The organism is Streptomyces sp. NPDC020490, assembly GCF_044335305.1.
Taxonomy (GTDB): domain Bacteria; phylum Actinomycetota; class Actinomycetes; order Streptomycetales; family Streptomycetaceae; genus Streptomyces.
The window spans coordinates 673371-698595 of record NZ_JBIRUY010000001.1; the positions used below are offsets into that span (position 1 = coordinate 673371).

The window sequence follows — 25225 nt, forward strand, 5'->3', positions numbered from 1 at the left end:
CGTGGGTGCGGACACGATGGATCCGGTGCGTTTCGTGGTGCTCGAGCGAAGATCTACGGCCGGGCGCTGTCGGGCCGGCGTGGGAGCGGCGACGGCGACATGGCCCGCGGGTGAACCCGCGCCGTGCGGTTCACAGGATCGAACGGGCCAGCGCGACGGCGCCCTCGACCGGTGCCCCGCGCAGCGGCTGCGGCCGTGCGCCGGGCACGGAGGCGGCGAGCGCCGAGGTGAACGCGTCGTAGAGCGGGGGCTGGCCGAGGACCGTGCCGCCGGCGACGACCACGTCGTCCACCGCGACGCCGCGCGCGGCGAGCCGTGCGACGAGCGCGGCCAGGCAGCGGCCGCCCTCGGCGATCACGGCGCGGGCGAGCGCGGAACCGGCGTCGGCGGCCGCGAACACGACCGGCGCGTGCCGGCCCCAGTCCGCCGAGACGTCCGTCGCGGCCTCCAGCGCGGCGCCCAGCGCGGGCACCTCGGTGACGCCGAACGCCTCGACGAGCCCGAGCGCCAGCGGGTCGGGCGGTTCCCCGCGGTCGTGCGCCGCCCATACGGCCCGCGCCGCCTCGCGGACGAGTCCGGCCGAGCCGCCCTCGTCGCCCAGCACCGCGCCCCAGCCGCCCACCTGGACGGGGCTGCCGTCGGCGAGCCGGCCCACCGCGACCGAGCCGGTGCCGGCCACCAGTCCGACCCCCCGGTCCAGACCCGCGGCGGGCACGAGCAGTTCGGCGTCCCCCACGACCAGCGCGGGGGTGCCGAAGTGCAGTTGCAGGGCGGTGCGGACCGGGGCGCACTGGCGCGGGGTCTCGCAGGCGTGTCCGCCCACGGCCAGCGCGGACGGACGTGCGCCGGCGGGCAGTGCCTCGGCCACCAGCGCGGCCAGCCAGCCGGCGGCGGCCACCGGGTCGTGCGGCCGCCAGCCGCCGCTCGGGCGGACGTGGTCGGCGACGCGGGTGTTCCCCACGACGGCGCGCAGATGCGTCTTCGTGCCGCCCACGTCGATGCCGACCACCAGGGGCAGGGTGTCCTGCACGGATCCTCTTTCGTCGTTGCGCGGAGATGCAACGGTGGGCGAACCATGCCTGGAAGAACAGCGGTTGCAGCGGTCGGGAAGCCCCGGGACAGGCCTCGTGCGGTCACGGCAGGCGAGTACCGTGAAGTTCGTTAGGAAGTTAACTAACGAAGTACAGTGCGTCAAGAGGCGTCGCACAGCCGGCCGCCGGGACGACCGTCCGGGCGGCCGCGCGGCCGGCCGCGACGCCCGGGCATCCATCGCCGCCTGCCGCGGAACCGTCCCCGCGGGACGCGGCCCCTGACCCGTGGGGGAACTGTGGAACACGACATGGCGGAAGCCCCCCGCCTGACCGAGAGCGCGAGCGCTGTGTTCGCCGTGCTGGCCGAGGCCGGCAGCGCGACCCGGCCCCAGCTCGCGACCCTGGCGGGCCTGTCCAAGCCGACGGTGTCCTCCGCCGTCGCGGAACTGGAGAGCGCCCGCCTCGCCGCCCACTCCGGCACCTCCTCCAGCGGCACCGGCCGCTCCGCCGCCGTCTACGGCCTCGGACCGGCCGCCGGCGCCGTGCTCGCCGTCGATCTCGGCCCCGCCGTGACGCGGGTGCGCGGCTGCGCCCTGGACGGAGCCCTGCTCGCCGAGACCACCGCCTCGCGCGAGGAGGCCGCCGACGCCGTGCGCGGGGCCCTCGCCGCGCTGCCCGCCGACGCCCCCCTGCGCGCCATCGTCGTCGCCGTCGGCGACGTCACCGAGTGGGACCGCGAAGGCGCCGGCATGCGCCCCGCGACCGCCAAGGCCGGGCCCGTCTACGACGCCGTCACCGTCGCGCTGCCGCCCGGGGTGCCCGTCCACCTGGAGAACAACGTCAACTGCGCCGCGCTCGCGGAACTCCACGAGGGCGCCGCCCGCGGCCGGCGCACCTTCGGCTACCTGCGCATCGGCGTGGGCATCGGTCTCGGCATCGTCATCGGCGGCCACGTGCTGCGCGGCGCGAACGGCGCCGCGGGCGAGCTGGCCCGGCTGCCGTACCCGTGGGACGAGGGCCGCGAGCCGCGCCGGGAGGCCCTGGAGGAGTACGTCGGCGCCCGCTCGCTGCTGCGCCGGGCCGCGCACGCCTGGCAGGACGCCGACGGGCCGTGCCCGCGTACCGCCGAGGAGCTGTTCGCGCTCGCCGCCGCGGGGCGGGCCGCCGCCCGCGCGGTGGTCGCCCGCCACGCCGCCGACGTGGGACGGCTCGCCGCCGCCGTGGCGGCGGTGCTGGACCCGGGGCTGATCGTGCTCGGCGGCAGCACCGGCGCGGACCCGCAGCTGCTGCCCGGTGTGCGGGCCGAACTCGCGCGGCTGAGCTGGCCCACGGAGGTGGTCAGCAGCACGGTCGGTGACCTGGGCACGGTCGTGGGCGCCGCCCGGCTCGCGGTCATCCGGGGAGTCCAAACCGTGACCGAGGCGGCGCGAACGAAGGATTGACGCCTTCGGACTCGGTCTGCCAATGTCCGGACAAGCGCTTTCTAAGCCGGTCGGGAACACCGGCTTGGGTTGGCGTCCCGCCCGTACGCGACGTACGGGAGCCGCACGAGGGCGTGCTTGTGCGACGACGGCCCTCCGGCCGGGGATCCCACCCGTGAAGGCGACGCGGCCGGGCGAGGCCGCGCCCCCGGAAAGCGAAAAATCCTCGCACAATGCACCAGTGCCGCTTCAGTCGGCGCCGTGCTCCGTCCCCTCCGACGAAAAAAGGTATCGAAGATGACCATTGTGGGTGTGCGGCGCTCCCGCCGGCTCGGCCGCGGCGGCATACGCCGCGTGGTTCCCCTCGCTGCCGTGGCCACGGCAGGTGCCCTGCTGCTCTCCGCCTGCGGTTCGGGTTCCGGGTCCTCGGGCGGCACCTCCAAGTCGCTGACGTTCTGGATCTCCACGGTTCCGGGGCAGGACGCGGGCTGGAAGAAGCTGGTGGCGCAGTACAAGAAGGAAGCCGGCGTCAAGGTCAAGCTGGTCAACATCCCCTACGACGGGTACACGACGAAGCTGCACAACGCCGCGCAGGCGAACTCCCTGCCCGACGTGGCGGCCGTCCCGGCACTGGACCCGATCTGGTCGAACAAGCTGATCGACCTCAGCTCCATCGCCAACGACAAGGCGAACAACATCAACGCCAACTTCCTGGCCAAGGACTCGTCCGGGAAGGTGCTGTCGATTCCCTCGGACGTCACCGCGTCCGGCCTGTTCATCAACAAGTCGCTGTTCGAGAAGGCTGGGGTCTCCTTCCCGGCCTCGCCGCAGAAGACCTGGACCTGGACCGAGTTCATCAAGGCGGCGAACAAGGTCCGCGAGAAGACCGGCGCCAAGTACTCCCTGACCTTCGACCAGTCGCCGTCCCGGCTGCGCGCCATGGTGTACGAACTCGGCGGCAAGTACGTCCACGCCGACTCCTCCGGCAAGTTCTCGGTGGACGCCGCGACCAAGAAGGCCGTGAACACCTTCGTCGGATGGAACGACGACAAGACCATGCCGAAGTCGGTGTGGACCAGCGGCGCCGACCCGTCGGCCATGTTCCAGAGCGGAGACGTGGTCGCCTACTGGTCCGGCGTGTGGCAGGTCGCCGCCTTCTCGGAGAGCATCAAGAAGTTCGACTGGGCGAGCGTCCCGACCCCCGCCGAGCCGGTGCAGGCCAGTGACGTCAACAGCGGCGGCATGATGGTCGGCTTCAACAACAACGGCGCCGCGGCCACCGCCGCGAAGAAGTTCATGTCCTGGCTGTACGAGCCGGAGCACTACACCGAGCTGTGCGCGGCTCCGGGTTCCTGCCCGTCGAGAGCGGTCTGAGCCCGAAGTACCCCTTCAAGTCCGAGGCGGCGCAGGCGGCGTTCAAGCTCTACAACGAGGAGATCCCGCTCTACGCCCCGATCTCGGGCTACTTCAACAGCGCGCAGACGAACTGGGTGCTGAGGGGCAAGAGCCTCACCGAGGACCCGACCAAGACGGAGCTCGGCAAGGCGATCAACGGCCAGCAGTCGGCCGAGAAGGCCCTGGAGAACATCGTGGCCGGCTACAACCAGCAGGTCGGCGGCGCATCGTAGGCCGCAGGGCCGGGCGGCGGGCCGATACCCCGCCGCCCGGCCCTGGGCGCCCACGTGATGCCGGGCTCATGGCCCGAGCCCACAGGAACCCATTCCACCAGCACGGAGTCAGGAAGATGACAAAACGCGCCTCGGCCTTGTCCGCGAGCCCGCCCAGGAGACGCAGTAAGTACATTCTTGCGCCGCTCGTCCTCATCGCGGCCAATGTCGTGCTCTTCGCGCTGTTCTTCGTGTGGCCGGCGGTGATCGGGCTCGTCTACTCCTTCACGAACTACACGGGCGTGGGAGTGTTCCAGTTCGTCGGACTGGACAACTACCACAACCTGTTCGGCGACTCCACCTTCTACGACGCGCTGACGCGGACGCTGCTGTACGCCGTGCTCTTCGTACCGCTGAACTTCGCGCTCGCGCTGGCCGCCGCCAACCTGGTGGTGAGCAAGCACGCGAAGGGCACGTCGGTCGCCCGCGTCATCTTCTTCATCCCGTGGCTGCTGTCGCCCATCGTCGTGGGTGTCCTGTGGCGGTGGCTGTTCGGTGAGAACTTCGGACTGGTCAACTACGTCATCGAGAAGCTCGGTGGAAGCGCTGTTCCGTGGCAGTCGAACGCGGACCTGTCGCTGCTGGTCGTGGTGATGGCGGCATCGTGGGCCTGGACGGGTTTCTCGATGCTGCTGTTCATAGCGGCGATCAAGAACGTGCCCACCTCGTACTACGAGGCTGCCTCCCTCGACGGGGCGGGCCCCTGGCGGCAGTTCGTCGGCATCACCCTGCCGAGCATCGCGCCCACCTCGTTCATCGTCATCCTGCTCAACACGATCAACGCGATGAAGGAATACCCGGTGTTCGTGGCCCTCAACAACGGCGGACCCGGAACGTCGAACAACCTGCTCGTCCAGTACATCTACGAGACCGGCTTCAAACGGGGTCAGATCGGCTACGCCAGCGCCGCGTCATTCGTGCTCATGCTCATTCTGATGGCCGTCGCGATCATCCAGCTGATCGTCAACCGGCGGGTGGAGAACCGATGACAACCACAGACATTCCGCGCCCTGTCGACGCCGCTCCCGGACGGGCCGTCGCCAAGAAGCGCCCCCGCGGAGCGGCCGGCGGCGGGCTCCGGCGAGCGGTGTCCGCGACGACACTGCTGTGGATCCTCGCGTGCCTGTACGGGCTGCCGGTGCTGTGGTTCATCCTCAGCTCCCTCAAACCGGCCTCGGACCTGTTCTCGTATCCGCTGACGCTGGTTCCGCACAACCCCACCCTGTCGGGTTACTTCACGGCGTGGCGCAGCGCCAACTTCTCCCAGTACTTCGTCAACACGACCCTCGTGTGCGTGATCACGACGATCCTCACCGTGGGTGTCAGCTGCTGCACCGGTTATGCGCTGGCCAAGTACGACAACAAGTGGCTCAAGGCGTTCTTCATCTGCATCCTGGCCACCACCATGCTGCCGTCCGAGGTCATGCTCGCCCCGGAGTTTCTGGTCGTCCGCAACCTCGGCCTCTACAACTCCTTCGCGGGCATCGTCCTGCCGGCCGTGCTCACCGCGACCGGATGCTTCATGTTCCGCCAGTTCTTCCTGACGGTTCCCGACGAACTCGTGGAGGCCGCGCGCATCGACGGCGCCCGCGAACTGTCGATCTTCCTGCGGATCATGGTGCCGCTCTCCCGGCCGATCATGCTGACCCTCGCCATCCTGTCCTTCCAGTGGCGGTGGAACGACTACATCTGGCCGCTGCTGATGCTCAACGACCCCAACAAGTTCACCGTGCAGATCGGCATCCAGAGCATCGTCGGCGCGCAGAACATCAACTGGTCGGTCCTGCTCGGCGCGTCGGTCATCTCCATGATCCCGCTGATCGCGATCTTCCTGGTCTTCCAGCGCTACGTGATGGGCGCCGACATCAACGCCGGACTGAAGGACTGACCGTGCCCACCCCGCTCGACCACGAGTTCGTCCGCGCGGTTGCCCGCGCCGCCGACCGCTCGGCCGCCCCGCTGGCGGCCGCCCCCGACGAGGAACCCGCCGGGCTGCCCCACCGCGTCCTGGCCCGCCGGGTGAAGACGCTGGTCGCGGCCTACCGTTCCCCGGACTCGGCGCTGCACGGCAGCGGGCGGGCCGTGGCCGCCGCGATGACCCACCTCCGCGCCCTGCGGGCAGCGCAGACACCCACCGGCCTGTTCGCCGGCGGCGACAACGTGCAGTCACCCCCCGACTCGGCGTTCACCGTCAACGACGTGTGCGACGCGCACGTCCTCGCCGCCGGCGCCGGGCCGGAACTGCGCGACGTCACCGCCGCGCTCGCCGAGATCGCCCGTGCCGCCGCCGACAGCCTCCTGACCGGCGGGGTGCACACCCCCAACCACCGCTGGGAGCTGTGCGCGGCCCTGGCCCGGCTGCACCGGTCCTTCCCCGACGACCGGCTGCCCGCCCGGGTCGAGGAGTGGCTCGGCGAGGGCGTCGACATCGACGCGGAGGGCCTGTACTCGGAACGCAGCGCCAACTACGCGGCCCACGTGTCCAACCCGTCGCTGCTGCTGCTGGCCGACGTTCTCGGCCGCGCCGACCTGCTGGACGCCGTCGAACGCAACCTCGCCACGACCCTGGACCTCATCAGGCCGGACGCGACGGTGGAGACCGTCCACTCGCGACGGCAGGACCAGAACCACCCGTTCCCGCTCGCGCCCTATCTGCCGCACTACCGGCTGCTCGCGATCCGCACCGGCCGGGGCGACTTCAGCCGGGCGGCGCGGCTCGCGGCCGACGGCGGCATCGACGACCCCGACCTGCTCGCCCAGACCCTCCTCACCCCGGACCTGTGCCACGTCCTGCCGGCGCCGGCGGTGCAGACACTTCCGCGCCACCGGTACCTCACCACCGCGCGCCTGGCCGCACAGGCCTCGCCCGGCGTGCACACGGTGGTGTACGGCGGCTCCGACGTGCCCGGGCACCGGCGCATCCGTTCGGGCCTCGCCTGCAATCCCACGTTCCTGCGCCTGTTCGCCGGCGGCGCCGTCCTCGACGCGGTCCGGCTCTCCCGGGGCTTCTTCGGCCTCGGCCCCTTCCGCGCCGCCGACATGCACCGGCTCACCGGCACCCGCTACCGGCTCACCGAAACCCTCACGGCCGCCTACTACCAGCCGCTCCCGCCGGGCCTGCGGCGGGACGACGGCGCCTACCGGATGGCGGACGAGGGACGCTTCTCGGCCGCGATGGCCTTCCCGGACCGGCCCCGCGACGAGGTCTCGCACACCACCCGCGTGGAGGTGGAGCTGAGGGCGGACGGCGCGGACCTGCGGATCGACATCAGCGGACCGCCGGTGCCCTGGGCCCTCGAACTGACCTTCCGGCCGGGCGGCGTGCCGGAGGGCGCCGTGCCGATCGGCGACGGCCGCTGGTGCCTGACGACCGGGCCGATGACCTACCGGGCCGGCGAGGACGAGATCCGGGCCGAGGTTCGTGTCGAGGCCGGCGAACCGCTCGCCGGGCCGGACCGCGGCGACGTCCTGCGCTACGACCCCGGCCAGGACCACACCGTGGTGGGCGGCACCGACGCGACGGCCGGGAACCGCGTCTACATCGGCGGTCAGGGCCCGCACACACTGACCGTCGCGCTGCGCGCCCACCGGCCCGCACCCGTCGGGTGACCCCGACCCCACGCCATGGCCGCCTCCGGCATGAAGGGCTGATCCCCGTGCACCTCCCACACCAGCGCGCCCCGCTGCACGACCTCCCCGACACCCCCGAGGCGTACGACGCCGTCCTCGCCGACGTCACCGAGCAGGCCCTGGCCCGGCTCACCCCCGAGGGCAGCCTCGAACACCCCGACTGCACCGACGACATCGGCGACACCTCCCTCGGCGTCACCTCGCTGCTGGCCCTCGCCCGGCAGCGCACCGAGGACCCCCGCCTGCCGGACGCGGTGCGCCGCAGCCTCGCCTTCCACCTGGACGAACGGGTCTTCACCGAGGACAACCCCGGCTACCCCAACCTCAGGGTCCGCGACTCGGGCCTGCCGTACGCCCGTTACGTCCTCCAGGCGGGCGCCCACCCCATCGGCGACTGGCCGAGCACCGTGTGGGCGCTGCTGCAGGCGGTGAACGTCCTCGACCTGGCCGACGGTCTGGTGGACGACGACCAGCGGGGCAGGCTGCTGGAGGTGGCGCGCGGCTACTGGCGCTGGCTGACCGAGGCCACCTTCTTCAACCCGCAGGAGGCCGCCAACCAGGCGATCGGCTGTGTGGTGGGCGGCCTGATGCTGGCCCGCCACCTGCCCGGCGCGGAGGGCGAGCGGGTCCGCGAACGCGCCCTTGGGCTCTACGCCGACGAGATCCGCGCCCACCGCGTCCGTGACCGGGGCGCCCTGCTGCCCCCGAGCACGGCGGCGCCTACGACAACAACTACGGCCCGATCTCCCTGTCGTTCCTCGCCCAGGCACACCGGGTCAGCGGCGAGGAGGTCTTCGCCGCCGACGGCGACGCCCTCGCCCGCTACATCGACGCCCGGCTCACCGGCGGCGGCTTCGACAACGGCGGCCCCCGCTAAAGCGAGCAGCACTCCGCCTTCGAGTCCGTCCTCGGCCTGCGCTGCTTCGGCGCCCGCATCGGAGCCGACCTGGGCCGCTACCGCGGCGACACGCTCCCCCACTGCCCGAAAGGCGTGGGAGGGACCCCCACGGCCCGGCACGCGGTCCAAGCGGACGGCGGGATCGACGGCCACTTCGCGTGGATGCTGGTCTGGCAGATCCAGGACACGACGCGCTGGCACCGTACGCCGTCGACGGCGCCCGCCCGGCACCAACTGCGGGCCGGCACGGTGTCGGTGGCCTTCTACGACCGGATGACCCCGTCCCTGGTCGAGGCGGACGGCACGTACTGGCTCGCGGCGGCGGTCAACCGCCGGCACGGGTTCGGCCCGGTCACCGACGGCTTCCTGCTGTGTCGCCCGATGGGGGAGGTCCGGGTCCGCGACGTGCGCGCCGACGGCCTCGCGGCCAAGCTGGTGACCAAGCCGGTCGTCGGCCGCGACCACGTGCTGCGCCATGTCCGCTCGCTGTACGTCACGGACGGCAGCCGCCTGTGGACGGTGGTCGCGGTGGAGCGGCTGCCCGGGGCGCCGTACCTGCTGGCCGGGCTGCCGTACGCGGCCGACGACGGCGGCCGGGTGCGCCGCACGGCCGACGGGGCCGTGGCCTCGGCGGGCGCGCTGCGGCTGACCCACCCCGGAGCACCGGGTCCCGACCACTTCGACGCCCGAGCCGAACTCACCCAGGAGCAGGCGGCGTTCGCCCTGGCGGCCGACCCGCGCGGCTACGGCGACCCCGACGAGGGCTGGCGGCACCTGGTCGCCTCCAGCGCGCTGGAGGCCGGGCCGGCCCCGGGCGCCCCGGAGGGCCTGAGTGTTCGCCGTCCAGTACGGCTCACGGGAGGCGTTCGCGCCGGTCTTCGAGCGGGACGGGGACGGCCTCACCGTCCGCACGGACGCCTTCACCGCGGTGCTCGGCCCGGTGGCGGGCGACGCCCGCGCGGAACCGGAGCTGACCCTGCGCGCCACCGCGTGAAGCCGGGGTCCCGGGAACGGCCTCCCGGGACCCCGGGCCCGCTCAGAGTCGCCCGTCCGCCCGCCCCGGGGCCCGCACCACCAGGTCCGCCCGTTCGCGCGTCGCCGCCACCAGTTCGGCGTTGCGCTGGTCCGAGCGCTCCACCCAGGCCACGGCCGCCTCGTGGTCCTTGCCGAACTCCTCGTGCCGGGCGACCAGCCGGCGCACCCGCTCGTCCTCGTCCAGTTCGCAGAACCACACCTCGTCCAGGTGCGGCCGCACCCGCGCCCACGGCCCCGTGTCCAGCAGCAGGTAGTTGCCCTCCGTCACCACCAGCCGGGCGGTCGGCGGCACCGGGATCGCGCCCGCGACCGGCTGCTCCAGCACCCGCTCGAAGCCCGGCGCGTAGACGACGTCCTCGGCGTCCTCGGTGTCGTCGGGGGCCCGCAGCCGCCGTAGCAGCGCGGCGTACCCGGCGGCGTCGAAGGTGTCCGGCGCGCCCTTGCGGTCGCGGCGGCCGAGCCGGTCCAGTTCGGCGTCGGCGAGGTGGAAGCCGTCCATGGGGACGTGCGCCACCCATGGCCTGCCGTCGCCGTTCAGCTCGCGGACCAGGTGCTCGGCGAGCGTCGTCTTGCCCGCGCCCGGGCTGCCGGTGATGCCGAGCACCGCGCGGCGGCCCTCCCGGGGCAGCGCGCGGGCACGGGCGAGGAGGTCGTCGAACGTCGTCGGCACACCCCAGAGTGTGCCACCGGCGCCGGGACACGTCCGCGGCGCGTTGTGCCGTACCGGCATATACCGGACCAACCACGTGTTTCGTCCTGTTCCGTCGCGCACATGTGGCCGGAACCACCCGCTGCACCGGCCCCGATGGGGAAAGGTGTCCGGTATGACGCAGCTCGGTCTCCCCGAAGACATCCAGGCCTGCCTCTTCGACCTCGACGGGGTCGTGACCAAGACGGCGGTGGTGCACGCGGCCGCCTGGAAGGAGACGTTCGACGCCTTCCTGCGCGAGCGGGACGGCGAGGGCTTCAGGCCGTTCGACGCCGGTGCCGACTACGACGAGTACGTCGACGGACGCCCCCGCGCCGACGGCGTGCGCACCTTTCTCGCCTCCCGCGGCATCGAACTGCCGGAGGGCCACCCCGACGACCCGCCTCAGGCGCAGACCGTCAACGGCGTCGGCAACCGCAAGAACGTCCTGCTGCTGGAGCGGATCCGCACCCAGGGCGTCGAGACCTACGACGGCACGCTGCGCTACATCCGGGAGGCGCGGGCGCGGGGCCTGAAGACCGCCATCGTCTCCTCCAGCGCCAACACCCGCGACGTGCTGCACTCGACCGGCATCGAGGACCTCTTCGACGTCCGCGTCGACGGCGTGGTGGCCGCCGAGCGGGGGCTGCCGGGCAAGCCGCGCCCCGACACCTTCCTCGCCGCCGCCCGTGACCTGGGCGTCGAGCCGTCACGGGCCGCCGTCTTCGAGGACGCCCTGGCCGGCATGGACGCGGGCCGCTCCGGCCGCTTCGGCTACGTCGTCGGCGTCGACCGGGTCGGGCAGAGCGAGGCGCTGTACGCGCACGGCGCCGACATCGTCGTCAAGGACCTCGCCGAGCTGGGAGGGCGTGCGTGATCACCCACCGGTCGTACACCGTCGAACCGTGGTGCGTGCGCGAGACGGAACTGCACCTGGACGTCCTGGCGCAGAGCGAGTCGGTGTTCGCCCTGTCCAACGGGCACGTCGGCTGGCGCGGCAACCTCGACGAGGGCGAACCGCACGGCCTGCCCGGCAGCTACCTCAACGGCGTCCACGAACTGCACCCGCTGCCGTACGCCGAGGCCGGTTACGGCTACCCGGAGTCCGGCCAGAGCGTCATCAACGTCACCAACGGCAAGATCCTGCGGCTGCTCGTCGACGACGAGCCGTTCGACCTGCGCTACGGGCAGGTCGTCGCGCACGAACGCGTCCTCGACCTGCGCCGGGGCGTGCTGGAACGCACCTGCGAGTGGACCTCGCCGGCCGGGTCGACGGTCCGGGTCCGCTCGACCCGGCTGGTGTCGCTGACCCAGCGGGCCGTGGCGGCCATCGCCTACGAGGTGGAGGCGGTCGGCGACCGCTGCCGCGTGGTGATCCAGTCCGAGCTGGTCGCCAACGAGAGCCTGCCCGAGCCGGACGGCGACCCGCGCGCGGCGCGGGCGCTGACGTCGCCGCTGGAACCGGAGGAACACTTCGCCTCCCGCAACAAGCTGCGCCTGGTGCACCGCACCCGGCGCAGCGGCCTGCGCGTCGCCGTCGCCGCCGACCACACCGTCACCGGCCCGCCGCGGACCACGACCAGCGGCGAGAGCGACGCCGACGTGGCCCGGCTGACCGTCACCGCCGTGCTGGAGCCGGGCCAACGGCTGCGCGTGGAGAAGCTCGTCGCCCACGGCTGGTCCGGCGTCCGCTCGCGGCCCGCGATGAGCGGCCAGGTGGAGGCGGCCCTGGCGGCGGCCGCGCACAGCGGCTGGGACGGCCTGCTCGCCGAACAGCGGGACCACCTGGACGACTTCTGGTCGCGCGCCGACGTCGAGGTGGACGGGGACGAGGAGATCCAGCAGGCCGCACGCTTCGCCCTCTTCCACGTCCTGCAGGCCGGCGCCCGTGCCGAACGGCGCGCGATACCCGCGAAGGGCCTGACCGGATCCGGCTACGACGGCCACGCCTTCTGGGACACCGAGACCTTCGTCCTGCCGCTGCTGACCTACACCGCCCCCGACGCCGTGGCCGAGGCGCTGCGCTGGCGGCACAACACCCTCGACGCCGCCCGCGAGCGCGCCGCCCAGCTCGGCCTGGACGGCGCCGCGTTCCCCTGGCGCACCATCGAGGGCTCGGAGGGGTCGGCGTACTGGCCCGCCGGGACCGCGGCCTTCCACGTCAACGCCGACATCGCCGACGCCGTGGTGCGCTACGTCGCGGCCACCGGCGACACCGGCTTCGAGCGCGAGACGGGCGTCGAACTGCTGGTGGAGACCGCCCGCCTGTGGCGCTCGCTCGGCCACCACGACGCGCACGGCACCTTCCACATCGACGGCGTCACCGGCCCCGACGAGTACAGCGCCGTCGTCGACGACAACACCTACACCAACCTCATGGCCCGGGCGAACCTGCTCGCGGCCGCCGACGCGGTCGAACGCCATCCGCAGCAGGCCGCCCGGCTCGGCGTCGACGAGGAGGAGTCCGCCGCCTGGCGGGACGCGGCCGAAGCCGTGCACCTGCCCTACAACGACGATCTCGGCGTGCACGAACAGCACGCGGGCTTCACCCGCTACCAGCGCTGGGACTTCGAGAACACGGCCCCCGGGCAGTACCCGCTGATGCTGCACTTCCCGTACTTCGACCTGTACCGCAAGCAGGTCGTCAAACAGGCGGACCTCGTCCTGGCGATGTACCTGTGCGGCAGCCACTTCGACGACGAGCAGGTGGCCCGCAACTTCGCCTACTACGAGCCGCTGACCGTCCGCGACTCCTCCCTGTCGGCCTGCGTGCAGGCCGTGATCGCCGCGCAGGCGGGCCATCTGCGGCTCGCCTACGACTACACGGTCGAGGCGGCGCTGATGGACCTGGCGGACCTGGAGCACAACACCCGCGACGGGCTGCACATCGCGTCGCTGGCGGGCACCTGGACGGCACTGGTGGCGGGCTTCGGCGGCCTGCGCCGCGACGGCGACAGCCTCGCGTTCGCGCCCCGGCTGCCCGAGAGGTTCAGCCGCCTCGCCTTCCACGTCCAGCTCCTCGGCAGCCGGCTGCGCGTGGAGATCGGTCCGGACAAGGCCGCGTACACGCTGCTGTCCGGCCCGTCCGTGTCGATCCGTCACCACGGCACGCGGGTCAGGGTCAACGGCGACGGCCCGGCCGTGTGCCCGATGCCTCCGACGTCGGTGCGCCCGGCCCCCGCGCAGCCCCCGCACCGCGGACCGGGCGGGCGCTGACCCCGCGCCCGGATCCCGATACCGGGGAGGGCCGCGCCACCGGTGCGCGGCCCTCCCCGGGCCGTCGGTCAGGCGCGCAGCTTGGCCTCTCGGCGGAACTTGGCGAACTGCTGGTCCGGGTCGCCCGTGTACGACCAGGGGGTCCGTGTGGCACGCCGGCCGAGCATCCGCAGCAGAGCCGCCGAGATGTCCTGCACGCCGGCATGGCAGGCCGCGTGCGCCAGGTGGTTGAGGTCGCGCAGCTCGCCGGGCGCGATGGCCTCGTCGTCCCGGACCGACATCCAGCACTGCCAGGTGCGGTGCACGGCGCTGACCGCGCCCTCGTGGCTCCAGTGCTGTCCGTGGCCGACGGCGGACTGGCCGCCGTCGACCGCGTCGAGGAGGTGGCGGTACTCCTCGACCCGCGCGTACTGCACCAGCACCGGCAGCGGGCAGCCGGGCGGCGCGACGCCCGCCGCGTCGTGGGCGAAGTCGTACATCAGGCCGTGCGAGCCGTGCCAGCGCGCCGAGTAGTAGTGCAGGACCTGCAGGTGGCCCTCCACGCTGTACGGGTCGCGCGCGTGCAACTCGTCCCACCAGCGCGCCAGCTCCTGGCGCCGCACCCCCGCCGGGTACAGCCGCGCCACGGAGATCAGGGAGACCCAGGGGGTGGGGTCGTCCGGCCAGGCCTCGGCGGCCTGCAGGCAGGCCATCACCGCGGTGTCGATGCGCTGCTGGTCGATCGGCACGCCCCGGCCCGCGGCGATGGCCAGGTTGAACGCCCGCGCGGTCTCCGTCGCCGCCCGCAGCACCAGCGCGTCGGCGCTGCGGGGTTCGGCGGCCAGCCACGTCTCCACCGTCGAGTTCCCGGCGCAGGACTGTGCGAGCAGGCGGATCCGGTGACCCCGGGCCAGCCAGTCCGGGCCGGTGGCCCGCAGCAGCTCCCGCAGGCCCTGCCAGCGGCCGATGACGATGTCCTGACGGCTGGAGGTGAGGGAGGCGTCGCCGCAGTCGGGGTCGTAGTCGGGGGTGAAGCGTTCGCGCGCCATCTGGGTCTCCCTCAGAAGTCGGTGGGAAGACCTTCGTGGGCCCGGGTGCCCGCGGGCGCGTAGGCGTCGGGGACGACGTAGTCCGCTTCCACGGTGCGGGAGGCGTCCAGGCGGGCGGGCCGGTAGTAGTCGCTGCCCCGGCGCCAGTACCACAGCATCGGCACCACGCCGACGGCGAGCCCGCCGATGCCGATCCCGATGGCCGCGGAACTCAGGTCGCCCAGCGACTCGACGAAGACCCAGAACATGAACCCGGCGCCGAACAGCGGCCACAGCCCGCCCATCAGGAAGTTGGCCGGGGACTTCAGCAGCATCTTGCGGTACGCGACGACCACCGCCAGGCCGGCCAGACCGTAGTACACGGCGATCTGCAGGCCGATCGCCGAGATGGCGTCGGAGAGGATGTCGCCCACCGTGCCCAGGGCGTTGGAGGCGACCATCATCACCAGTGCCACCGCGCCGACCACCATGATGGCCACCCAGGGGGTGTTCCAGGTGCGGTGCACCTTGCCCAGCGCGGACGGCATCGTGCGGTCGCGGCCCATCGCGAACAGCGAACGCGTGACCTGGATCAGCGTGGTCTCCAGGGTGGCGATGGTGGACAGCATCACCGACACCAGCAGCAGCTTGCCGCCCCAGCCCGGCCAGAGCTCCTCACCGAGCACCGTCAGCACGTTGGCGTCGTTCTCCTCGATCTGCCGGGAGCTGAGGATGACGTTCACCGCGATGGTGAACACCTCGAAGAGCAGGAAGACGATGCCCACGCCGATCAGTCCCGCGAGGCCCGTGGTACGGCGACTGTCGCGGGTCTCCTCGCTCAGGTTGCTGGTGACGTCCCAGCCCCAGTAGTAGAAGGCGGCGATGAGGGCGCCCGAGGCGAACCCGGCCATTCCGTCGAAGTGGGAGAAGCCCAGCCACGACCAGTCGAAGGGCCGCGCGTTGTCCGTGTGGAAGAGGGCGAGCACGGCGAACAGGCCCAGGATGGCGAGCTCGACACCGGACATGATCAGCTGCGCGCGGGCGGTGAGCCGGGCACCGCCGAGCACCACCAGCAGCATGACCAGGAACCACCCGGCGCCGACCGCCGTCGACAGCGCGGTGTTCCCGGCGAGGTCGTCGTCGAACAGGGCCAGGGTCATCGAGCCGGCGGGCAGCGAACCGGCCACCATGAAGATGGTGGTCGAGATCACCAGCGCCCAGCCGCTGATGAAGCCCAGGAACGGGTGGAGCGTGCGCCCCACCCACGAGTAACTGGCGCCCGCGTTCACGTCGATGCGGCTGAGGTAGCTGAAGGCCAGCGCGATGCCCAGCATGGGTATCGCGCAGTACAGCAGAGCCGCCGGGCTGGCCAGACCTACCGCGCCGACGAGGACCGCGGTGGTCGCGGTCAGCGAGTACGCCGGGGCGCTGCCCGCGACGGCCATCACCACGGTGTCGAACGTGCCGAGGGCGTTGGCCTGGAGCCCTCTGCCCCTGTTGTTGCTCATCGTTGCGCTGCTTTCCGTCGTGCACGTCGCGAGGACGACCTGACCCCGACGTCGTCGGTGGGGTGGGGGTGGTACGCACTCCACGCACTCCTGACCGGTGAGGGTCGCCCTCGGGCCAGAAGTGGCGAAATGGCGTGGTGGATCCCGCCCGGTCGGTGCGTCGCCGGGCGATCACGGCGTGTGTGCGAGTGATGATAGCCCTCCTCGTCTCTCTGGCAACGCCCACCTCCTGAGTCACTCGGGACGGGCGGGGTTGGACGGCGCGCTCCGGGAAACGCGGATCGGGACACCCGACGGATCCGATCAGGCGCAGTGCGCGAAGGAGACCACCATGAGCAGCGAGGAGACCGCCCCCGCGCCGATGGGCGACGACGCCTACCAGCCGACCGGGACCAACGAGGAGCAGGCGGACGCCGCTCCGCTCGACCTGCAGGACGCCGTCGACGAGCGGACCTACGACGACACCCTCGACGAGGGCTGGTCGCCGCCCGAGAGGCCGCTGGGCGTCACCAAGTACGGCACCACGGCGGCGGAGCAGCACGCGGGCGAGAGCCTCGACCAGCGGCTCGCCCAGGAGGTGCCGGACGCCGGGGTGCCCGCCGGGGACGACATCGGGGACCTGCCCGGGGGCGAGGGGGAGCCGACCGACCCGGAGGCGGGCGGCGACCGCGCCGGGCGTCTGGTCGCGCCGGACGAGGGGGCCCATGCGAACACCACGAAGGAGGAGGTCGCCTCCGACGTGGGCGTCGACGGCGGAGCCGCCGGCCCGGAGGAGGCCGCCGTCCACGTCGTCGACGACGCGGCGTTGCCCGGCGCCGAGCGGGGCCGCTGACGCCGGGTTCCCCTCCGGGTCCTGAGTCCTTTCCCGCGGTCCCCGCCGGTCCCTGAGCCCCCCTCTCGCGGCTCCCGGTCCCTCTGCCGCTTCCCTCAGTCTCCGAGACGGTCGATGTGCCGCAGTTTGTTCGTGGCGTCCAGGGCGGCGACCTTGTAGGACTCCGCCAGCGTCGGGTAGTTGAAGACCGCGTCGACCAGGTAGTCGACGGTGCCGCCGCAGCCCATCACGGACTGCCCGATGTGGATCAGCTCGGTGGCCCCGGCGCCGAAGCAGTGCACGCCGAGCAGGGTGCGGTCCTCGGGTGAGACGAGCAGTTTCAGCATGCCGTGCGAGTCGCCGATGATCTGCCCGCGGGCCAGTTCCCGGTAGCGGGAGACACCCACCTCGAACGGCACCCGCTCCTCGGTGAGCCGGTCCTCGGTCCGGCCGACGAAGCTGATCTCCGGGATGGTGTAGATGCCGATCGGCTGCAACTGGTGCATCCGCCCGGCCGGCTCCCCGCACGCGTGGTGGGCCGCGGCCCGGCCCTGCTCCATCGCGGTCGCGGCCAGTGCGGGGAAGCCGATGACGTCGCCGACGGCGTAGATGTGCGGAACGGCGGTGCGGTAGTGCTCGTCGACCGCGATCCGGCCGCGGGCGTCCGCCGTCAGGCCCGCCCTGCCGAGGTCGAGCTCGTCGGTCAGGCCCTGCCGGCCGGCCGAGTACATCACCGTGTCGGCCGGGATCTTCTTGCCGCTCTCCAGGACGGTGAGCGTGCCCCGCGAATGGCGTTCCACCGCGGCGACCGTCTCCCCGAAGCGGAACGTCACCGCCAGGTCCCTGAGGTGGTACTTGAGCGACTCGACGATCTCGAGGTCGCACATGTCGAGCATGCCCGCGCGCTTCTCCACCACCGTCACCTTGCTGCCGAGCGCGGCGAACATGGAGGCGTACTCCATGCCGATGACGCCGGCGCCGACGATGACCATGGAGCGCGGCACGTGTTCGAGGGTGAGAACGTTGTCGGAGTCCATGATCGTGCGCCCGTCGAACTCCACGCTGTCGGGGCGGGCCGGCCGGGTGCCGGTGGCGATGACGATGTGCTCGGCGCTGAGCAGCCGTTCGTCGCCGTTCACCTCGCGCAGCGCCACGGTGTGCGGGTCGGCGAAGCGGCCGGTGCCGGCGAAGAGGGCGACGTGGTTGCGGGAGAGCTGGCTGCGGATGACGTCGACCTCGCGGCCGACCACGTGCTGGGTGCGCGCGATCAGGTCGGCGACGGTGATGTCCTCCTTCAGCCGGTAGCTCTGCCCGTACAGATCCCGCTGGGTGAGGCCGGTGAGGTAGAGCACCGCCTCGCGCAGCGTCTTGGAGGGGATGGTGCCGGTGTGGATGGAGACCCCGCCGACCATGTCGGGGCGGTCGACGACGGCGACCCGGCGGCCGAGCTTGGCCGCGGCGATGGCGGCCTTCTGGCCGCCCGGGCCGGATCCTATGACGAGCATGTCGAAGTCGGGCACCTCAGGAGTCTGGCAGTCCCCAGGCACCCTCCGGAAGGGCGGACGGGCACCGAACCGGCACCGTCCGCCGCCGGCGCTCCGCGCCGCGTCACGCCCGCGGGCCCTGCGCTTCCCGCGCCGGACCCGCGGGCGGGTGGGCGGACGCTGGTTACGGCAGCAGTTTGTCGAGGGCGGCGGGGCCCTCCGCGTCCAGCTTGCGCTGGGCCCACGCGAGGTTGCGCGGGTTGAGGTCCCTGCCCGCGGCAAGGACGACGTCCTCCGCCGACACATCGGTGCCGGTGCGGGCGTGCAGCAGGTCGTCCGGGGTGACGCCGTCCTCGGACGGCCCGGACGCTTCGGGCTGTGACGTCGACATGATCTCTGCTCCTCGAGTCCGGATCATTTCTTCGGGCCCGGTGCGGTCATCGGGTCCGCTACCACCATTGAACCCCCTTTGCCCACCCTGCATCCGGTACGGGCGTTGCTCAAGAGGCCCGGGGGCCCCGAAGGACGCCGGGTGAGGACTTGGGGCCGCTCGGCCCAGCCGTGCGGCCCCGGACAGCAGCGAGTACGTCCCGAGCGCGGCCGGAGAGCGCCGGTCGCGCGGAAAAACGCTGGACGCGGGGGAGCGGTGCTCCGTATTGTCGGGGCCACGCCCAGGACCGGACGGAAGGAGGCGAGTGCCGTGCAGTTCACCCTCACCCAGCGCTCCCTCGCAGACGTCCCGGCGTGCATGGCCTGACCCGGCCGGGAGCGCTCCACGCAGCACGCATCCCGGAGGATCCCGTGACCGGACTGGTCATCCGTACGCTCGATGAGAACGACGCTCCGCTCTTCGACGCCCACCCGGACCCGCTCGGCGCCCGCGAGGCGCACCGGCTGACCCGCCACCGCCCCGACTGGAAGCGCGTCGCCCTGCGCGACGGCACGGTCGTCGCCCGCGGCGCCTGGTGGGGCGGCCCCGAGGACACACGGCCGATCAACATCAACTGGTTCGACGTCGCCGAGGGCGAGGAGGAGGCGGGGGCACGGCTGCTGCGCACCGCGCCCTGGCAGGTCGACGACCTGGAACTGACGCTGCCCGCCCACTGGCGGGACGTACCGGCCCTGCGGACCGCGGCCGAGACGCGCTTCAGGGCCGCACGCGCGGCCGGCTACGAGCTGCTGGCCGAGCGCTTCCTTTACCGCTGGACGCCGGAGTGCGGGCTGCCCGAGCGGCCGGGGCGGCTGCGGTTCGCGGCCGAGCCGGACGACGCGGTCTTCCTCGACGCGCTGCGCCGCGTCCACTCGGCCACCCTCGACGCCCATGCCCTCAGGGCCGTCGCGCTCGGCGGCGTCGACCGGGCGGCGCGGGAGGAGCTCGACTTCTTCCACTGGCTGCCGTCGCCCCGGCACTGGTGGCAGGTGGCGCGCACCCCGCAGGGAGACCCGGTCGGCATTCACATCCCCGCCCACAACCCCTCGGGCCCCTGCGTCGCCTTCATCGGGGTCCTGCCGGAACAGCGCGGACACGGCTACGCCTACGACCTTCTCGTGGAGTGCACCCGCTTCCTCGTGGAACAGGGCGCCGAGTTCGTCGCCGCGGCCACGGACCGGGCGAACACCCCCATGGCCGCCCACTTCGCCAGGGCGGGCTATCCCGTCGTACGGGAACGGGCCAACTTCCATCCCACCGAGGCGGCTCTCGCCGGGTGACCGTCCTGCGCCCGGTGACAGCTCCGCGCGGGGTGGCGGCGCCCAGCCCGGGAACGGTCGCCGTCCCCAGGGCGTTCCCTGCCGGGCGGCGGCTCCGCGCCCGGTGGTGGTTCCTGCGGGGTGGTTCCTCTTACCTGGTGGTGGTGCCCGTGCAGGGTCCCGGTGCCTGGGGTGGTCCCTGCCGCGTGACGGCCCCGCGCCAGGTGGTGCCCGTGCCGGGAGCAGTCCCCGTCCGTGGGTGGTCTCTGCCGGGTTGCCGGGTGACGGCCCGTGCACGGTGGTGGCGCCCGTGCCGGGAACGGTCACTGTCTCCACCGAGGCGCCTTTGGCCGGGTGACTGTCCCGCGCCCGGTGGCGGCCCCGCGCGAGTGGGCGGCGCCCGTGCCGGAAGCGGTCCACGCGCCCGGTGGTGGTCCCTGCCGATGACGGCCTGACGGCCCCGTGCCCGGTAGTGGCCCTGCCGGGTGGCGGTCCCCGCCCGGTTTTGGCCACCCGGTGGTCCCTACCGGGTGGCGGCGTCAGTGCCCGGTGAAGGATCCCGCCTGGTGGTGGGCGGCGGAGGCCGGGGGACGGGGCGCTGTCAGTCGTGGGGCGACGACCGCCGCAGCGTGTCCTCGGCCTCGGTGAGGATCTCCGTGACCCGCAGTCCGAACGCGGCGTCGCAGGGGTGCGGCCGCCCCGTGCGGGCAGCCGCGCACAGCGCGTCCGCGGCCCGTGTCAGCGACTCGACCACCGAGTGCGGGCTGTGCGGCAGCAGCGTCACCCCCGACTCGCCGCGCAGTTCGACGGCGGACCCCGCCGCCGCGGGCGGCGCCGTCAGGCTCAGCGTCAGCGTGCTGGACGCGCCCGAGGCGTGTTCCAGCACCACATGGACGGTGTCCCCGGGACCGGGCGCCGCGGCCGACACCCTCCGTACGTCACCGAGCACCGGCAGCACGACGGACAGCGCGTGCGGGCCGACGTCCCACAGCGCGCCCTTCTCCCGCCGCCACGGCGAGGCCGCGAACGGGCTGTCGGTCGTGAAGACCGCGCCCAGCCACTGCGCCCGCGCGGTGAACCAGCCGCCGCGCTCGGCCTGTTCGGCGATCCATGCCTCCGGCTCCGGCTGGAAGCGGGTGGTGAAGAAGACGACCGAGGCCGTCCCGGCATCCCGCACGGCCTCGACGACCGCCCGGGCCTGATCGGCCGTCGTCGCCAGCGGCTTGTCCAGCAGCAGGTGGCAGCCGGCGCGGGCGGCCCGCACAGCCAGTTCCGCCTGCACGGCCGGGGGCAGCGCGACCGCCACCGCGTCCACGTCGGCGAGCAGGACGTCCACGTCGTCGTAGGCGCGGGTGCGGTGACGGTCGGCCAGCTCCTTCGCGGCCTGCGGACGACGGCCCCACACGCCGACGAACTCCAGTTCCGGGTGCGCGGTGAGAGCGGGCGCGTGCGCCGTCTTCGCCCAGGGGCCGGTGCCGAGCAGTCCGATCCGCATGCCGTCGCCTCTCCACATCGTCACGTTGTCACGTCTTCACGTCTTCACGTCGTCACGTGTCCACATCGCCAAGTCGTCATGGTCGCCGGGCCTTCCGGAGGCCGGCACCCACGACCCGTCCGCGGTCGAGCTTCGCACACGCGTCCGCCCCGCGGGCAACCCGCGGACCGGAAGCGGCGTGCGGCGAACCGCCGGGAAGCGAGAAGAAGGGCCGCCCCGGTCCGGCGGGACCGGGGCGGCCGGGTGTCCGGGACCGCGCCCGCGGTGACCGGCGGGAGCCGGCCGCGGCGGCCCCCTCAGGCCGCCCGGCGGTCCGCTCAGGCCGCCCGGCGGTCCGCGGCGGCGGACTCGCCGACGAACGGCGCGACGTCGGCGCCGGCATGGGCCGCGTCGCGGCTCGAGACCAGACGCAGATGCCTGCGCCGCCCGGCGTGCCGGCGGCGGGCCGGTGCCGGTTCGAGCAGGCGGTCCTCCAGACGGTCCATCAGCACGAGCATCCCGCACAGCGAGGGCAACAGCAGTACAGCGACGAATATCACGACGACAACCCCTTGGACCGGTGACGCAATCCGGGTGCTCGTATGCGCGCGGCTCATGGGCGGACTGGCTGTGAAGAAATGGTGGTGATTCCGTGCCGATGTATTCGTCGCGCTTGCCTCCACCGTCCCCTTGGACTCCAACGGCCGCTCCTGGCAAGCCAATTGGGGCTCGCGCGGCACGACAGGGCGGCGCCGGCCCCGTCTCCGACCCGTTCCGGACGGCGACCCGGCCTCCATTCAGTGCCCCGGCTGCTGAATGCGTTCTCCTTCCTCTATTGGACCTTGGGCCGTCGGGCGGGTCAGGCTGGAGGGCGTGCTCCGGCGTGCCGCGATCGAACCACGGCGTGCCGGACGCCCATCGGTCCCGCGACAGCCTGAAGAGGTCACGAGCTCATGCACACCCGCCGCATCGGCGACGTCGAGGTCAGCGCGATCGGCCTGGGCGCGATGCCCATGTCGATCGAGGGACGGCCGGACGAGGCCCGTTCCCTCGCCACCCTGCACGCCGCCCTCGACGCCGGCGTGACGCTGATCGACACCGCGGACGCCTACCACCGGGACGCCCACGAGGTCGGTCACAGCGAGACCCTGATCGCCAAGGCCCTCGCCTCCCACGAGCGGGGCGAGGACGTCCTGGTCGCCACCAAGGGCGGCCATCTGCGCCCCGGCGACGGCAGTTGGACCGTCGACGGCAGCCCCCGCCACCTCAAGGAGGCCTGCGAGGCGTCCCTGCGCAGGCTCGGCGTCGAGGCCATCGGGCTCTACCAGTTCCACCGCCCCGACCCGCGCGTGCCGTACGCCGACTCCGTGGGCGCGCTGCGCGACCTGCTGGACGAGGGCAAGATCCGCATGGCGGGCATCTCCAACGCGAACCCCGACCAGATCCGGCAGGCCCGCGAGATCCTCGGCGGCCGGCTGGTGTCCGTGCAGAACCAGTTCTCCCCGGCCTTCCGCTCCAGTGAGCCGGAACTGCGGCTGTGCGACGAACTCGGCATCGCGTTCCTGCCCTGGAGCCCGCTCGGCGGCATCTCCCGGGCCCGCGAACTGGGTTCCGCCTACGCGCCGTTCGCCCGGGTCGCGGAGGCCCACGGCGTGAGCCCGCAGCGGGTGTGCCTGGCGTGGATGCTCGCCAAGTCGCCGGTCGTCGTCCCGATCCCCGGATCGAGCCGCCCGGAGACGATCCGCGACTCCGTCGCCGCCGCCGGCCTCGTCCTGAACGCCGGCGAACTCGCCGAACTCGACGCCGTCTGACGCTGCCTCGCGCGCACCGGCGTACTTCCCCGCGACATGGGGAGAAAGCGCTTGCCGCCACAGGTCACCGGGGAGGAAACCGCCGATGGCATCGCCGTTGGAAAGACCGCTCGACCACCGCTACCGGGACGAACACCCGCTCCGCACGCTCGCCTACCTGCTGCGCGCCGACCGTCGCCGCCTCGTCGCGGCGGTCGGCGTCTTCACCGTCAAGCACAGCCCCGTCTGGCTGCTGCCGCTGATCACCGCGTCCATCGTCGACACCGTCGTACAGCACCAGCCGATCAGCAGGCTCTGGCTGAGCACCGGCGTCATCATGTTCATCCTGCTGGTCAACTACCCCCTGCACCTGCTGTACGTGCGGCTGCTGTACGGCAGCGTCCGGCGGATGGGAACCGCCCTGCGCTCGGCGCTGTGCACCCGGATGCAGCAGCTCTCGATCGGCTACCACTCGCGCGTCAGCGCGGGCGTGCTGCAGGCCAAGGTGGTCCGCGACGTCGAGACGGTCGAGCAGATGGTGCAGCAGACCGCGGAGACCGGGCTCGGCGCGATCACCGTGCTCACCGGCGGACTCGTCATCATCGGGGTGCGCACACCGGAGTTCCTCCCCGTCTTCCTCGTCGTCGTGCCCGCCGCCGCGCTCGTCGTGGCCCGTCTCAGGGCCCGGCTGCGCGCCCACAACGAGCACTTCCGCCACGAGGTCGAGACCCTGTCCTCGCGGGTGACCGAGATGACCCGGCTCATCCCGGTCACCCGCGCCCACGGCCTGGAGGGCAAGGCACTGCGCCGCATGGACGGCACCCTGCACCGGCTGCTGACCTCCGGCATGCGGCTCGACCTCGTCAACGGCCGCTTCGGCTCGCTGGCCTGGGTGGTCCTCAACGTGGTCGGCGTCATGGTCCTGGCCGGCGCGGCCCTGGTGTCGTACTACGGCGTCTGGGGCGTCACGCCCGGCGACGTCGTGATGCTCAGCGCCTTCCTGACCACACTCACCAACTCGACGACGACGCTGGCCGGCCTGGCCCCGGTCGTCACCAAGGGCCTGGAGTCGGTCCGTTCCGTGGGCGAGGTACTGCAGGCGCCCGATCGAGGACAACGAGGGCAAGTCGGAACTCACCTCGCAGCGCGGCGCCGTCGCCTTCGACGACGTCGGCTACGCCTACGGCGACGACGGGCGCTACGCCGTACGGGACTTCAGCCTCACCGTCGCTCCCGGCGAGACGATCGCGCTCGTCGGCGCGTCCGGCGCGGGCAAGTCCACGGTGCTCAACCTCGTCATCGGGTTCATCCGGCCGACGTCGGGCCGGCTGCTGCTGGACGGCACCGACATGAACACCCTCGACCTGCGCACCTACCGCAGGTTCGTCTCGGTGGTGCCGCAGGAGTCGGTCCTCTTCGACGGCACGATCCGCGAGAACGTCGCCTACGGCATGGACGACGCCGACGAGGAGAAGGTGCGCGCCGCCCTGCGCGACGCGAACGCGCTGGAGTTCGTCGACCGGCTCCCGCAAGGCCTCGACACCCTCGTCGGTGAGCGCGGCGCCCGCCTGTCCGGCGGTCAGCGCCAGCGGCTGGCCATCGCCCGCGCCCTGATCAGGGACCCCAGGGTGCTGATCCTGGACGAGGCGACCTCGGCACTGGACACGCGTTCCGAAGCCCTCGTGCAGCAGGCGCTGGCCCGGCTGCTGCACGGGCGGACCACCTTCGTGGTGGCCCACCGGCTGTCCACGGTGCGCGGCGCGGACCGGATCGTGGTGATGGGCGACGGCCGGATCCTGGAGACCGGCACGCACGAGGAACTCCTGCGCCGGGGCGGCGCCTACACGGCCCTGCACGGCGGACAGGTCGCCTGACG

General features: G+C 72.7%; 17 protein-coding genes and 3 pseudogenes. 12 read left to right on the top strand and 8 right to left on the bottom strand.

Annotation, left to right across the window (positions count from 1 at the left end; translation table 11 throughout):
• Window positions 1-130: 130 nt before the first annotated feature.
• Window positions 131-1030: a BadF/BadG/BcrA/BcrD ATPase family protein gene (locus ACH4ZX_RS03030; RefSeq protein WP_398266475.1), complete on the bottom strand. Its 900-nt coding sequence runs from the start codon at window positions 1028-1030 to the stop codon at window positions 131-133.
• 309 nt (window positions 1031-1339) lie between these two features.
• Between ACH4ZX_RS03030 and ACH4ZX_RS03035 the strand changes: the two genes are divergently transcribed.
• The 6 genes and pseudogenes from ACH4ZX_RS03035 to ACH4ZX_RS03060 all read left to right on the top strand — a co-directional run bounded on the left by ACH4ZX_RS03035 (window position 1340) and on the right by ACH4ZX_RS03060 (window position 9641).
• Window positions 1340-2473, top strand: coding sequence for an ROK family transcriptional regulator (locus ACH4ZX_RS03035; RefSeq protein WP_398266478.1), 1134 nt, complete (start codon window positions 1340-1342; stop codon window positions 2471-2473).
• A 276-nt stretch (window positions 2474-2749) separates the two neighbouring features.
• Window positions 2750-4080 (top strand): annotated as a pseudogene (locus tag ACH4ZX_RS03040) (ABC transporter substrate-binding protein).
• 116 nt (window positions 4081-4196) lie between these two features.
• Window positions 4197-5108 (top strand): carbohydrate ABC transporter permease, encoded by a 912-nt coding sequence (locus tag ACH4ZX_RS03045; protein ID WP_398266481.1) that lies wholly within the window; start codon window positions 4197-4199, stop codon window positions 5106-5108.
• The gene (locus ACH4ZX_RS03050) at window positions 5105-6007 is read left to right on the top strand and encodes a carbohydrate ABC transporter permease (protein WP_398266484.1); all 903 of its coding nucleotides are present in this window, start codon (window positions 5105-5107) and stop codon (window positions 6005-6007) included. Before ACH4ZX_RS03045 ends, ACH4ZX_RS03050 begins: the two co-directional genes overlap by 4 nt.
• A 2-nt stretch (window positions 6008-6009) precedes the next feature.
• Window positions 6010-7728, top strand: coding sequence for a hypothetical protein (locus ACH4ZX_RS03055; RefSeq protein ID WP_398266487.1), 1719 nt, complete (start codon window positions 6010-6012; stop codon window positions 7726-7728).
• Between the two features lie 47 nt (window positions 7729-7775).
• Window positions 7776-9641, top strand: a pseudogene (locus ACH4ZX_RS03060) (hypothetical protein).
• A 42-nt stretch (window positions 9642-9683) separates the two neighbouring features.
• Here the strand turns inward: ACH4ZX_RS03060 and ACH4ZX_RS03065 are convergent.
• The gene (locus tag ACH4ZX_RS03065; RefSeq protein ID WP_398266490.1) at window positions 9684-10352 is read right to left on the bottom strand and encodes a nucleoside/nucleotide kinase family protein; all 669 of its coding nucleotides are present in this window, start codon (window positions 10350-10352) and stop codon (window positions 9684-9686) included.
• A gap of 154 nt (window positions 10353-10506) precedes the next feature.
• Here ACH4ZX_RS03065 and ACH4ZX_RS03070 point away from each other — a divergent pair, with 154 nt between their 5' ends.
• Window positions 10507-11247, top strand: coding sequence for a beta-phosphoglucomutase family hydrolase (locus ACH4ZX_RS03070; protein WP_398266493.1), 741 nt, complete (start codon window positions 10507-10509; stop codon window positions 11245-11247).
• On the top strand, window positions 11244-13586 hold the full coding sequence (locus tag ACH4ZX_RS03075; RefSeq protein ID WP_398266496.1) for a glycoside hydrolase family 65 protein: 2343 nt from the start codon (window positions 11244-11246) through the stop codon (window positions 13584-13586). The genes ACH4ZX_RS03070 and ACH4ZX_RS03075 overlap by 4 nt, the downstream gene beginning before the upstream one ends.
• 68 nt (window positions 13587-13654) lie before the next feature.
• Here ACH4ZX_RS03075 and ACH4ZX_RS03080 read toward each other — a convergent pair whose 3' ends face one another.
• Window positions 13655-14614 carry a hypothetical protein gene (locus tag ACH4ZX_RS03080; RefSeq protein ID WP_398266499.1) on the bottom strand — a complete coding sequence of 320 codons (960 nt, stop codon included), beginning with the start codon at window positions 14612-14614 and terminating at the stop codon, window positions 13655-13657.
• Between the two features lie 11 nt (window positions 14615-14625).
• Entirely contained in the window at window positions 14626-16101 is a 1476-nt protein-coding gene (locus ACH4ZX_RS03085) for an APC family permease (RefSeq protein ID WP_398266502.1), read from the bottom strand.
• Between the two features lie 331 nt (window positions 16102-16432).
• Here ACH4ZX_RS03085 and ACH4ZX_RS03090 point away from each other — a divergent pair, with 331 nt between their 5' ends.
• Window positions 16433-16933, top strand: a complete 501-nt coding sequence (locus tag ACH4ZX_RS03090; protein ID WP_398266505.1) for a DUF5709 domain-containing protein — start codon at window positions 16433-16435, stop codon at window positions 16931-16933.
• Between the two features lie 95 nt (window positions 16934-17028).
• Here ACH4ZX_RS03090 and sthA read toward each other — a convergent pair whose 3' ends face one another.
• Both sthA and ACH4ZX_RS03100 read right to left on the bottom strand, forming a co-directional pair.
• Entirely contained in the window at window positions 17029-18432 is a 1404-nt protein-coding gene (sthA, locus tag ACH4ZX_RS03095) for a Si-specific NAD(P)(+) transhydrogenase (RefSeq protein WP_398266507.1), read from the bottom strand.
• Between the two features lie 148 nt (window positions 18433-18580).
• On the bottom strand, window positions 18581-18787 hold the full coding sequence (locus tag ACH4ZX_RS03100) for a hypothetical protein (protein WP_324788233.1): 207 nt from the start codon (window positions 18785-18787) through the stop codon (window positions 18581-18583).
• A 410-nt stretch (window positions 18788-19197) separates the two neighbouring features.
• Between ACH4ZX_RS03100 and ACH4ZX_RS03105 the strand changes: the two genes are divergently transcribed.
• Complete coding sequence (locus ACH4ZX_RS03105) at window positions 19198-20106, top strand: GNAT family N-acetyltransferase (RefSeq protein ID WP_398266510.1); 909 nt, start codon at window positions 19198-19200, stop codon at window positions 20104-20106.
• Between the two features lie 580 nt (window positions 20107-20686).
• Here ACH4ZX_RS03105 and ACH4ZX_RS03110 read toward each other — a convergent pair.
• Together ACH4ZX_RS03110 and ACH4ZX_RS03115 are read right to left on the bottom strand one after the other, a co-directional pair.
• The gene (locus ACH4ZX_RS03110) at window positions 20687-21580 is read right to left on the bottom strand and encodes a Gfo/Idh/MocA family protein (RefSeq protein WP_398266697.1); all 894 of its coding nucleotides are present in this window, start codon (window positions 21578-21580) and stop codon (window positions 20687-20689) included.
• 317 nt (window positions 21581-21897) lie between these two features.
• The gene (locus tag ACH4ZX_RS03115; protein ID WP_398266513.1) at window positions 21898-22119 is read right to left on the bottom strand and encodes a hypothetical protein; all 222 of its coding nucleotides are present in this window, start codon (window positions 22117-22119) and stop codon (window positions 21898-21900) included.
• A gap of 393 nt (window positions 22120-22512) precedes the next feature.
• On the opposite strand from ACH4ZX_RS03115, the gene ACH4ZX_RS03120 reads away from it, so the two are divergent.
• Entirely contained in the window at window positions 22513-23370 is an 858-nt protein-coding gene (locus ACH4ZX_RS03120; protein ID WP_398266516.1) for an aldo/keto reductase, read from the top strand.
• A gap of 85 nt (window positions 23371-23455) precedes the next feature.
• Window positions 23456-25223: pseudogene (locus ACH4ZX_RS03125) on the top strand (ABC transporter ATP-binding protein).
• The last annotated feature ends 2 nt before the right edge of the window (window positions 25224-25225 follow it).